Source organism: Pseudofrankia sp. EUN1h, assembly GCF_001854645.1.
Lineage (GTDB): Bacteria > Actinomycetota > Actinomycetes > Frankiales > Frankiaceae > Pseudofrankia > Pseudofrankia saprophytica.
In genome coordinates this window covers 279,857-291,712 of sequence record NZ_MBLN01000049.1, presented here as the reverse complement: position 1 = coordinate 291,712, position 11,856 = coordinate 279,857, and the positions used below count along the sequence as shown (strand labels likewise).

The following is an 11,856-nucleotide window of genomic DNA, read 5'->3' as shown; positions in this document are numbered from 1 at the left end:
GCGGGCGCTGTCAGCGCCGTGAAGGCTGGCGGTATGCGGGTCACGGCCTGAACTAAACCGGAGGTCGGTGTTGCGTCGGCGGGACGCCACCCTGATCGATCACGCGGCGAGCGCGCTGTGCGTAGGGCTCGAGTAGCGACGTGAGCTTGCGGTAGTGGTGCTTGTCCGGGAATCTGCGCTGATAGACGGCTTGCTGGACGTCGAGGGTGAGCATCGTGTCGCCGCTGGTTCTGCGGTCTTCCTGGATGAGTGGTGACAGCTTGTAGTCACCTTCTGTGATCAGCATCCAGGTGGGCACGGAAGCGGTTCGCCGTTTTCGATCTCCCAAATGGATCTTGTGTGTCGAGTATCGGCGAGCGATGGGCCCGCGCCTGAGGTCGGCGGTCAGCTCTTCCCAGTCGTCTGCCGGGATGGTCCACGTCGCGAGGGCCTGCTGACGCTGCTCGTAGTTGATCAGGGTGGGAAGGCTGTCGAGTTCGTCCGTGAGAGGGTCGAGACGGTCGCGGATGGGCTCGGCCATGCCGCGAGACCACCGCGATAGCGGCGTCAGGCGGGGCCGGGCGGTCTCGGACTGTGCGGCAGGGTGTCGGGTATGCCCACTGATCTGCGTCAGCGGTGGAATCCCAACACACATCACCGTCGTCGATGCTCGCATCGTGGAGCACTCCGCGGCCGGGGAAGGCGCGACATCTCGGCGAGGACTGGCAGCGTCGGCGACGTTCAACCGCAACCTGGATGCGTCAGGGAGCCGCGGGGGTCTCCCAGATCGTGCGCAGGGTGCGGTCGAGGGTGGCGTGCGTTTCCCAGTCCGCGCGGACGGCGCGGGTGAGCAGCTTCCGGGAGCTGACGAAGGGCAACTGGGCGAATACGAGACCCCAGACCCGTTCGCCTACCTGGCGGAGGATCTCCTCGGCTCCGAGACCCGCCAGCGCGCCCAGCGCGACGCCGAGCGGCCCGGACAGTCCGCCGGCGGTGGCGCCGCCACGGCGCCGAACGCGCGCGGCCCCACCTCGATGAGCATGGCCTTTGCGCCGCCGGAACCATCCTGTTCCACCCGTAGTTCCTGGGCCATCGCCGCCGCGAGCTTCCTGAGCTCGGCGAGCGCGTCGTCGTCGCCGGACAGAGCGTTCGCCCGGACCGTCCGGTACTCGCGTACTACCCGCCGGTCCCGCAGCTCCAGCGCTTTGTCGAGGACATCGGTGGGCCGGGTCCGGACAGGATCGACGTTCTGGACCAGCCAGGGCAGGAACGACGGCGTCCACGGCAGATCCCGGTCGCGCCACCCCTCGCCAGCGAGCTGGAAGCGTCGGCGCAGCTCGTCGAATATCGCGTCTTCGGCGTCGGACCGACCGCGCGGCGCTGCCAGGGCGCTTGCGGCGAAGAGCCTGCCGCGCTTCGCGGACATGACGTGCGGCGCGCCGGTCTGCTGTGCATAGGTGGAGAACAGGAGCGTACCCAGAAGGAACGAGGCGGCGACCCGCGCCGGTCCCGCGTACCGGTCAGCCAGGTCGCCGAGGCTCGGGTACCAGCTGTAGTCGATCCGGGACAGTTCCGGCGCCAGGTCGACGGCGAGCGGGGTGGGAAGAAGCTCGCCGTGCCCGCGGTCCGCCCGCTCCCGCAGGACGTCGAGCGCGGCCGACTTCGAGACCGTGTATGCCGCGAAGCCGACGTTGACCTGGTCGATGATCGGGACCCGCCGGTTAACGACGTCGAACACCGGGTCTCCCCGGTCGAAGCCGCCGGGAAACGTCACTGCGTAGTTGAACGCGGGCAGGCGATCGTGCAGCACCAGAAGGTCGAAGAAGGAGACGAGCCCGCCGAGGTCCCGGGAGACGTGTTCCCAGATCCAGTCTCCCTGCCCGCCCTGGAGGAAGAGCTCGCCGAGCCGGTAGATGAGCGGGTCCACGATCACCTCTGGCCGCAGCGCCGCCCAGTCCTCCGGGTTCGCGATCGTGTAATCGGCCACCAGCCCCGCCCCCGTCACCACATCTCGGGTCCTCGTGGGCACTATCTCACCGGCCGATCGCCAGCAGTCCCGGTACCGCCGGGGCGGCGGGAGCTCCCGATGGGGGTCCGCAGACCCGCTGTGACCGGACGTGGAGGCACGACCAGCTATGCCTGTCGAGCGGGCGCATCATCTGCCGGGCATCCTCACCTTTGGCCGTCGCCGCGAGGCGCGGGTTGGTGTGCGGCAGGCTGGCTTGTTTTGTGGTTGACGGCGTCGATTCGAGATCACGTCGCCCGGGGCGCGCTTCAGATGACCTTCAGATTCGTCTGGCGCCCGACCTCAAGTCGCCGTTCAGGTGGCGGTCGGTATGGTGCGGGCCTGCATGCCTTCGAGGTCTGGGTCGAGCCCCCAGGACAAGATCCGTCGCGGGTGGATCTGGATGACCTCGCGGCTCAGCCACGTCTGGGGCGGGTCGATGTCCGTCAGCGCCTCGGCGGTGCCCCGAATCTCGACTCCCCGCACCTTCCACGGGTCGACCGAAGCGATGTCGTCGACAACCAGCGAGACGACGCCGGTCGCCGCGACATTGCGGAACTTCCGGGAGGCGCCGAGGTTGTAGCCGTAGATCTCGACGATGCCGTCCGGGCGGACCTGAAAGCCGACCGGCGAGTTCTGCGGGCTGCTGTCGGGCGCGACGGTGGCGAGCCGGCCAAGCCGCTGGCCGGCGAGGTAGCTCAGTTCGCGGTCGCTGAACACCTCGGAGCCAGGCGCGACGGCGGCGGGGACGTCGGTAGCGGTCATAGGTCTTAGGTTGCAACCTCAACCGCACTTGAGGTCAAGCCGATCCGGACTCGCCGGGCGCCAGCGTCGACCAGCGTCTCCTTGATGTCGTCCTTGCAGATCCGGGGAAGGTCGAGGCACTGGCCAGCGTGGCCTTCCCGGCGGCAGGCGCGCCAGACGCGAAGATGATGAGTCGGTTGGCCGTAGTCCCAAGATCTTCTGCCGCGACGATGGAGACTCTGCGGGTGACGATCGAGAGTCTGCGCGCGGTCCCCGGCGTCCTCGACTATCGGACGGCTGTCGTCCCCTGGGCCAGATAGGAGATCCATCCGAGGCTGGTGCGTTCTGTACCTAGCAATTGCCAGGGAAGTGCTAGATCGCCGGGAATTGCTAGATCGACGAAGGAACCTGCGACGGGCCCCGGCTCCGGAGGGCGACACGGTCGAACTAGTGTTCGAACAATCGCGCGGAGTGACCTAAGCTCACACGCTGATAGCGGATGAGGGCGGCGAGAGGCATCGGTGGGTGCCTCGATGCCGGACCGTGGCGACTCGCTCGGTGAGACAGGACTCGGTGCAACAGCAACAGAAATGGCGCGAGCCGTACGGATAGCGGCTGAACCGCTCGTATGGTCTCAAGGGGCGCGCCCGGGTCGGCGCAGGGAGCGATGTCCCGGCATGGCCGAGCCGTTGCCTGGGTGCGCATGGTGTGGGACGGGAGGGGACGCTCCGGTGGCTCGGCTGGGTATCGACAAGGACTTCTTGCGGGACTTCGCACGGCTGGATAAGCCCGTCCAGGAGAAGGTCACCGACACGTTCGCGAAGTTCGAGCACGCCACCCACACCGGCCTGCATCTCGAGAAGATCAGTAACGCGCGCGACGGTCGGCTGCGCACGATCCGGATCGACCAGTTCTGGCGCGGCGTCGTCCTCGCCCCGGACAGCGGCGACTCCTTCACCCTGCTCAAGGTCCTGCCCCACGACGAGGCCTACACCTGGGCTCAGCGGCATCGGGTCTCGGTGAACGCGGCCACCGGCCGGATCGAGATCCGCGACAGCGTCGCGATCGACGCGACCCTGCCGGAGCTGACCCGCTGGGCGAGCCGCGTCGACGGGTACCGGCGGCTGCTCGCGGACGTGGACGACGCGACGCTGCGGCGGCTGGGCGTCGACGACCAGACGCTCGCCTTCGCCCGCGCCCTGACCGACGTCGCCCAGCTCGAGACGGCCAGGGCGTTCCTGCCGGACAGCCAGTGGTCGGTGCTCTACGGCCTGGCCGCCGGGATGTCGCCCGAAGAGGTCTGGGCGGACATCGCGGCCGATGCCACCGGCCTTACCGGCGATGCGCCCCGGCCTGTGGCCGCTGACGGAGTCACGGCAGATCGAGCCCGCTTCGACCCGGACGACGTCACGGCCGCCGTCGAACGCAGCCAGGACCGGGTGGTGCTCGTCTCCGGCCCCGCCGCGCTACTGGACATGCTGAGCCACCCGTTCAACCTGTGGCGGATCTTCCTGCACCCCGTCCAGAACAAGGTCGCTCTCGGCCACTACCGCGGCCCGGCCCGGGTCACCGGTGGCCCGGGCACCGGCAAGACCGTCGTCGCGCTGCACCGCGCCCGCCACCTCGCCGCCGGCGGTGAGGGCCCGGTACTGCTGACCACCTTCACCAAGACGCTGACCTCGGCGATCGAGGCGAACCTGGCCCTGCTGGAGGAGAAGGCCGAGATCCGCGACCGGATCACGGTCCTCACCGTCGACCAGGTCGCGAACCGGATCTACCGGACGGCCCACGGCAACCCGCCGCTGCTCGCCGGCTCCGACGAGGCCGTGCTCTGGCAGGAGACCGTCGCCGAGCACGGGCTGGCGCTGGGCGACCGGTTCGTCGCCGACGAATGGCGCCAGGTCATTCTCGGGCACGGGATCACCGACCTGGCCGGGTACCAGGCAGCGTCCCGCGCCGGGCGCGGCCGGGCGCTGGCCGCCGCGCAGCGCGCCCGGGTCTGGGCCGCGGTCGAGGCCTTCCAGGCTCGGCTGCGGGAGCTGGGCGCGCTCACCTACGCGATGGTCTGTGCCGAGGCGACCCGGCTGTTGGAGGCCGGCGCCGTCCCCGCCGACCTGTTCGGCGCGCATGCGCCGGGCGTCCCGGTCCCGGCCGGCGGCCGCCGGCCGTTCCGCCACGTCGTCATCGACGAGGCGCAGGACCTCAGCCCCGTCCAGTGGCGGCTGCTGCGAGCCGCGGCCGGCCCCGACCAGAACGACCTGTTCCTCGCCGGCGACGCCCACCAGCGGATCTACGGGCACCGGGTCACTCTTCGGGACCATGGCATCGACGTCGCCGGCCGGGCCAGCCGGCTGACCATCAACTACCGCACGACCGCCGAGATCCTCGGGTGGAGCCTCGGCATGCTGCGCGACGAGCGGATCGACGACCTCGACGGTGGGCTCGACCGGATCGCGGGATACCGCTCCGAACTGCACGGCCGCCGTCCGGTGCTCGTCGGCGCGCTGACCCCGACCGACGAGCTCAAGGGCCTCGTCGAGGTGATCCGTGGCTGGCTGGACGCGGGCGTCGAGCCGGCCGAGATCGGCGTGGCGGCCCGCAGGAACACCCTCGTCGACGAGGTGGTCACGGCGCTGACCGACGCGGGGATCATCGCCAGGGCGCTCAGCAAGCCGAAGCTGAAGGGCCGCCGGGGCGTCGCCCCGGCAAGCCCCGTCGCCGTCGGGTCGATGCATGGGATGAAAGGACTGGAGTTCCGCTGCCTGGCCGTGGTCGGCGTGTCCGACGGGCTCGTGCCTGCCCTCGGCTCGGTGGCATCCGTCGACGAGGACCCCTACGCGCACGCCGTGGACCTCCTGCAGGAACGCTGCGCGCTGTTCGTCGCCTGCACCCGCGCCCGCGAGCAGCTCTACGTGTCCTGGAGCGGCACCCCGAGCCCGTTCCTCACCGCCGTCCGCTGACGGATCTGCTCGCCCGTGTCCTCGGCCCCCGTGGGGGTGGGCCGGCGCCGGCGGGGCAGCGCCCGGCGGACCAGGAGAACGATCGCGACGGCGAGCAGCAGGTCGACGAAGCCAGCGACGGCGTCGAGCAGATAGTGGTTGCCGGTCGACATGACGACGAGAGTCGTCATGACCGGGTAGCACGCCCCGATCACTCGGACGGCCCGGCGGCGGGCGAACCGGGCCAGGAGATAGCCGCACCACAGCGCCCAGCCGCAGTGCAGCGACGGCATCGCCGCGTACTGGTTGGTGAGCCCGCCCAGCCCGCGCGGCGCGCTCGCGTCGCCTCCCCACCAGCCCCAGCCCGAGACGGCGGCCATGGTGTCGTGGAACCCGGCGCCGACCAGCAGCCGCGGCGGGGTCGTCGGCAGCAGCCAGAACCCGACCAGCCCGATGACCGTCGTCAGCAGGATCGTGCTGCGCGCGACCCGGTAGTGGCCTGGGTTGCGCCGGTACATCCAGATCAGCACGGCGGGCGTGAGGACGTAGTGCAGCGTCGCGTAGAAGTAGCAGGCGGGCACCGCCAGCGCCGGCACGTGCGCCAGGAAGTCGTTGAGGCTGTGCTCGGGGTTGAGGTGCCAGACGTTCTCCAGGCGCAGCACCTCGCGGCCGATGTCGTCCGCCCTGGCGAGGTCGTCGCTCTTGAGGCCCCGCACGCCGGTGTACGCGCCGTAGAGGAGCGCGATGCCGAGGATCTCCTGCCACCAGCGCGGCAGCCCGTTGCCCGCCGCGCCCGCCGCCGTGGCGCGGGCGGTGGTCGGGTGGGACTCCGGGCCTGGCTCCCTCTCCGGATCCCTGCCGGGCCCGTGGTCGCGTCCGCGCCGCGGCCCGGGCTGGGCCGGGCCCTGGGCGTCGTTCGTCGCGACGGCCACCTGGACCTCCTCGGAGCTCGACGACGGGCAGGCGCGGTCGCTCCCACCTGAAGGTGGATTTAAAGGAGCCTTGCCGAGGACAAATCCGCCCGTCAACTGGTTTAGTCCCAGCAAAGACTGATGTGATGCCAACCACTCATCTGTGACGCCGGCCACTCATTCCCTGTCTCTCAGCGTTCTCCGCCTGTTCACGCGTGGTCTGGCGAAGGAAGCGACTGAGGGTGTGGTCCGTGCGGCTGGTGGGTGTGGCCCTGACGTTGCCGGCTCCTGGCCCGGGAATCCGTGACAGGGCGCGGCAGAGCGTCGCGAGGCGGCGAGGCCCACGTGTGACATGGCGGCGCGACTTAGTAAGGTCGTAGGCAGGTCGAGAGGCGCTGCGACGGGCCACGGATGCTGGATTGCCTGCTGAGTCACTGAGTGGGCCCGCCACGCTCGGCTGGTTTCAGCATCCCCAAGGGCGCCTCCCACAACGTGTGCGGGAGGTAGCCAGGTGGTCGTCGCCGTCAACCAGGTTCGCGAGGACGAGCGGGCGCGACGGATCCAGGCGCTCAAGGATCTGCTCGCCCAACGGGTGGTCATCCTTGACGGCGCCTACGGAACGATGCTGCAGGGCGTGGGCCTGACCCCGGCCGACTACCGGCTCGGCGGCTTCGTCCCCGCCGACCATCCGCGTGACGTCACCGGCGACCCGGACCTGCTCAACCTCACCCGCCCGGACGTCATCCAGGACGTCCACCGCCAGTACCTGACCGCGGGCGCGGACGTCGTCACGACGAACACGTTCACCGCGACCAGCATCGGCCAGGGCGACTACGGCCTGCAGCCGCTGGTCCGGGAGATGAACCTGGCCGGCGCGCGGCTGGCCCGCGAGGCCGCCGACGAGGTCGCGGCGGAGACGGGTAGCCCCCGGTTCGTCGCCGGCTCCATCGGCCCGCTCAACGTCACGCTGTCGCTGTCACCGCGCGTCGACGAGCCCGCCTACCGAGCCGTCACGTTCGACGAGGTCAAGGCCTCCTACTCCGAGCAGATCGCCGCGCTCGCCGACGGCGGCGTCGACCTGCTGCTCATCGAGACCATCTTCGACACGCTCAACGCGAAGGCCGCGATCGCCGCCGCCCAGGAGACCGCGCCCGACCTGCCGCTGTGGATCTCCGTCACGATCGTCGACATGTCCGGGCGGACGCTGTCCGGGCAGACGGTCGAGGCCTTCTGGACGTCCATCGCGCACGCGAACCCGCTGGTCGTCGGCCTGAACTGCTCGCTCGGCGCCGCCGAGATGCGCCCCTACGTCGCCGAGCTCGCGCGTCTGGCCGGTACGCACGTCGCCAGCTACCCGAACGCCGGCCTGCCCAACGCGTTCGGCGGCTACGACCAGACCCCCGACGAGGCCGGGCAGCTGCTCGGCGAGTTCGCGACCTCGGGTCTCGTCAACATCGTCGGCGGGTGCTGCGGCACGACTCCGGGACACATCGCCGCGGTGGCCGCGGCCGTCCACGGCGTCACGCCACGGCCGGTGGCCGGGCCACCCGAGCGCACCCGGTTCAGCGGCCTGGAGACGTTCGAGATCGGTCCCGACACCGGCTTCGTCATGATCGGTGAGCGGACGAACGTCACCGGCTCGGCCAAGTTCCGCCGCCTCATCGAGGCCGACAACCACCAGGGCGCCGTCGACGTCGCCCTCGAGCAGGTCCGCGGCGGGGCGAACATCCTCGACGTCAACATGGACGCCGACCTGCTCGACGGCGAGCAGGCCATGACGACGTTCCTCAACCTGATCGCGACCGAGCCCGAGGTCGCCCGCATCCCGATCATGATCGACAGCTCCAAGTGGACCGTGCTCGAGGCGGGGCTGCGCTGCGTGCAGGGCAAGGGCGTGGTCAACTCGATCAGCCTCAAGGAGGGCGAGGAGCCCTTCCTGGAGCACGCCCGGCTGATCCGCTCCTACGGCGCGGGCGTCGTCGTCATGGCCTTCGACGAGCAGGGCCAGGCCGACAGCACCGAGCGCAAGGTCGAGATCTGCGAGCGGGCCTACAAGCTGCTGACGTCCCCGGAGGTCGGCTTCCCGGCCGAGGACATCATCTTCGACCCGGCCGTGCTCGCCGTCGCCACCGGCATCGCCGAGCACAACGGCTACGCCAAGGCCTTCATCGACGCCCTGCCGATCATCAAGGAGCGCTGCCCGGGCGTCCGGACCAGCGGCGGCATCTCGAACCTGTCGTTCTCGTTCCGCGGCAACGACGTCGTCCGCGAGGCGATGCACTCGGCGTTCCTGTACTACGCCGTGCAGGCCGGGCTGGACATGGGCATCGTCAACGCCGGCCAGCTGACCGTCTACCAGGACATCCCGGCCGACCTGCTCGAACTCGTCGAGGACGTGCTGTTCGACCGCCGCGAGGACGCCACCGACCGGCTCGTCACCTACGCCGAGGAGCTGCGCGCGTCYGGCGGCGGCGCCACCGGGCCGCGCCGCGGCGCCGACCTGTCCTGGCGGGAGGCGCCGGTGCGCGAGCGGCTCTCGCACGCCCTCGTGCACGGCATCGTGGACTTCATCGAGGCGGACACGGAGGAGGCGCGGCAGCAGGTCGCGCGGCCGCTCGAGGTCATCGAGGGCCCGCTGATGGACGGCATGAAGGTCGTCGGTGACCTGTTCGGCGCGGGCAAGATGTTCCTGCCGCAGGTCGTGAAGTCCGCCCGGGTGATGAAGCGGTCCGTCGCTTACCTCGAGCCGTACATGGAGGCCGAGAAGGTGAAGGCCCTCGCTGAGGGCCGCATCGACCCGGGCCGCGGTGCCGGCAAGGTCGTGCTGGCGACCGTCAAGGGCGACGTCCATGACATCGGCAAGAACATCGTCGGCGTCGTCCTCGGCTGCAACAACTACGAGGTCATCGACCTCGGGGTGATGGTGCCGGCGACGAAGATCCTCGACACGGCGGTCGCGGAGGGCGCCGACGCGGTCGGCCTGTCCGGGCTGATCACCCCGTCGCTGGACGAGATGGTCAGCGTCGCGGCCGAGATGGAGCGGCGCGGGCTGAAGCTGCCGCTGCTCATCGGCGGCGCGACGACGTCGCGCCAGCACACCGCGGTGCGCATCGCCCCCGCCTACGAGGGGACGACGGTGCATGTCCTCGACGCGTCCCGCGTCGTCGGGGTCGTCTCCGACCTGCTCGACTCCGACCGGGCCGCGGCGCTGGACGTGCGCAACCGCGAGGAGCAGGCGACGTTGCGCGAGCAGCACGAGAACCGCCAGCAGCGCCCGCTGCTCTCGCTCGCGAAGGCCAGGGCCAACCGCGAGCAGGTCAGCTTCGAGGGCCTCCCGACGCCGGCTTTCACCGGGACGCGGACGGTGACGCCCACCATCGCGGAGTTGCGCGAGTTCATCGACTGGCGGTTCTTCTTCCTCGCCTGGGAGCTGAAGGGCACCTACCCGGCGATCCTGGACGAGCCCGTGGCGCGGGAGCTGTTCGACGAGGCCAACGCCCTCCTCGACCAGATCATCGCCGATGGGTCGTTCACCGCCCACGGGGTCTACGGCTTCTGGCCGGCCCACGCCGACGTCGACGACCTCGTCTTCGACGTGGCCGGCGCCGGTGGAACCGGTGCCGGTGCTGCTGCCGGCGCCGGGGGTGGTGAGGTCCGTTTCCCGATGCTGCGCCAGCAGACCGAGAAGCCGGCCGGCCGGGCGAACCGCTGCCTGGCCGACTATGTGGCCCCGGCCGGCGGGGGAGACCACATGGGCGCGTTCGCGGTCTCCATCCAGGGCGCCGAGGCGCTGTCCGCCGGCTTCGAGGCCGCCCAGGACGACTACCGGTCGATCATGGCCAAGTCGCTCGCCGACCGCCTCGCCGAGGCGTTCGCCGAGTACATCCACCTCGAGGCCCGCCGCGCCTGGTTCGAGCCCGAGGCCGAGCCGGCGCTGGCGGACCTGCATGCCGAGCGCTTCCGCGGCATCCGTCCCGCCCTCGGCTACCCAGCCTGCCCCGACCACACCGAGAAGCGCGCCCTGTTCGACATCCTCGGTGCCGAGCAGCTGGGAATGCGCCTGACGTCGTCCTACGCCATGACTCCCGCTGCCGCCGTCAGCGGCCTGATCTTCGCCAACCCCGCGGCCCGCTACTTCACCGTCGGCCGCATCTCCCGGGAGCAGGTCAAGGACTACGCCGCCCGGCAGGGCAAGGACGTCGCCGACGTGGAGCGGTGGCTGCGCCCCAACCTCGCCTACGACCCCGCCTGACCGTTCCTCCGCCGGGGCGCCTCCTTCTTGCTTGCGAACAATGCCGGGGCGCTCCGGCGGGTAGAACATCGGGGCTGCGGGGGGTGGTAGGTCCGGTACGGTCGGCGATAGGGTGGGCGAACTGGCCGTCCTATACCACGCGGAGACCACCCACATGGTCGGAGAACCGTCGGCAACCAGCGCGCAGGGCTCCGACCAGGTCGTCGCCTTGTCGGACTCGATAGACACGTCGGTGCCGCATTCCGCACGTATCTGGAACTACTGGCTTGGCGGCAAGGACTGCTATCCAGTCGACCGGACGGCGGGCGAGGAATACCTGAAGGTGTTCCCCGGCATCGGGGAGCTCGCGCGTGCCTCCCGCGGTTTCCTCGTCCGCTCGGTGCGTTACCTGGCCGGCGAGGCCGGGATCCGCCAGTTCCTCGACATCGGAACCGGCCTGCCCACCGCCGACAACACGCACGAGGTAGCCCAACGCGTCGCCCCGGAATGCCGGATCGTCTATGTCGACAACGACCCGCTGGTTCTGACGCACGCCCGCGCGCTGCTGGCGACCACTCCCGAGGGCGTCACCGACTACCTCGACGCCGACCTGCGCGACCCGAAGAGCGTCCTGGCCGCCGCGTCCGGGACCCTGGACTTCACCAGGCCTGTAGCTCTGATGCTGATGGGTGTCCTCGGTCATATCCCCGACGACGCTGAGCTGCGATCCATCGTGAAGCAGTACCTGGACGCATTGCCTTCGGGCAGCTACCTGGCCAGCTATGACGGGACCCAGCCGGCCGGCGACAGCGGGTTCGGCGACGCGCAGGACGACTACAACGAGTCGGGGGCGCTTCCCTACATCCTGCGCACGCCGGAACGGTTCGCCGAACGCTTCGAGGGCCTGGAGCTGGTCGACCCGGGAGTCGTGCCGCACACCCACTGGCGGCCGGACCCCACCCCGGACGGCGCATTGCCCGCTCCGGTCGACGGCCACTGCGGCGTCGGCCGCAAGCCCTAGCCCAGCTCGGCGCGGCGCGGCGCGGC

7 protein-coding genes are annotated in these 11,856 nt (G+C 70.4%); 3 read left to right on the top strand and 4 right to left on the bottom strand.

Translation table 11 applies throughout. From position 1 onward, the window contains the following. Nucleotides 1–52 precede the first annotated feature (52 nt). The 3 genes from BCD49_RS16110 to BCD49_RS16100 form a co-directional block, all read right to left on the bottom strand. Nucleotides 53–520: a hypothetical protein gene (locus BCD49_RS16110; protein ID WP_007515360.1), complete on the bottom strand. Its 468-nt coding sequence runs from the start codon at nucleotides 518–520 to the stop codon at nucleotides 53–55. Nucleotides 521–889: 369 nt separating this feature from the next. Then, on the bottom strand, nucleotides 890–1,987 hold the full coding sequence (locus BCD49_RS16105; RefSeq protein ID WP_007515359.1) for a hypothetical protein: 1,098 nt from the start codon (nucleotides 1,985–1,987) through the stop codon (nucleotides 890–892). 312 nt (nucleotides 1,988–2,299) lie between these two features. Then, complete coding sequence (locus BCD49_RS16100; RefSeq protein ID WP_007515358.1) at nucleotides 2,300–2,749, bottom strand: PPOX class F420-dependent oxidoreductase; 450 nt, start codon at nucleotides 2,747–2,749, stop codon at nucleotides 2,300–2,302. Nucleotides 2,750–3,459: 710 nt separating this feature from the next. On the opposite strand from BCD49_RS16100, the gene BCD49_RS16095 reads away from it, so the two are divergent. Next, nucleotides 3,460–5,688: a UvrD-helicase domain-containing protein gene (locus BCD49_RS16095; RefSeq protein WP_007515357.1), complete on the top strand. Its 2,229-nt coding sequence runs from the start codon at nucleotides 3,460–3,462 to the stop codon at nucleotides 5,686–5,688. Here the strand turns inward: BCD49_RS16095 and BCD49_RS16090 are convergent. Next, nucleotides 5,637–6,599 (bottom strand): phosphatase PAP2 family protein, encoded by a 963-nt coding sequence (locus tag BCD49_RS16090; RefSeq protein ID WP_007515356.1) that lies wholly within the window; start codon nucleotides 6,597–6,599, stop codon nucleotides 5,637–5,639. The genes BCD49_RS16095 and BCD49_RS16090 overlap by 52 nt on opposite strands. A gap of 490 nt (nucleotides 6,600–7,089) precedes the next feature. Here BCD49_RS16090 and metH point away from each other — a divergent pair, with 490 nt between their 5' ends. Both metH and BCD49_RS16080 read left to right on the top strand, forming a co-directional pair. Then, nucleotides 7,090–10,830, top strand: coding sequence for a methionine synthase (gene metH, locus BCD49_RS16085; protein WP_007515353.1), 3,741 nt, complete (start codon nucleotides 7,090–7,092; stop codon nucleotides 10,828–10,830). A 154-nt stretch (nucleotides 10,831–10,984) separates the two neighbouring features. Further along, entirely contained in the window at nucleotides 10,985–11,830 is an 846-nt protein-coding gene (locus BCD49_RS16080) for an SAM-dependent methyltransferase (protein WP_007515351.1), read from the top strand. Nucleotides 11,831–11,856 lie beyond the last annotated feature (26 nt).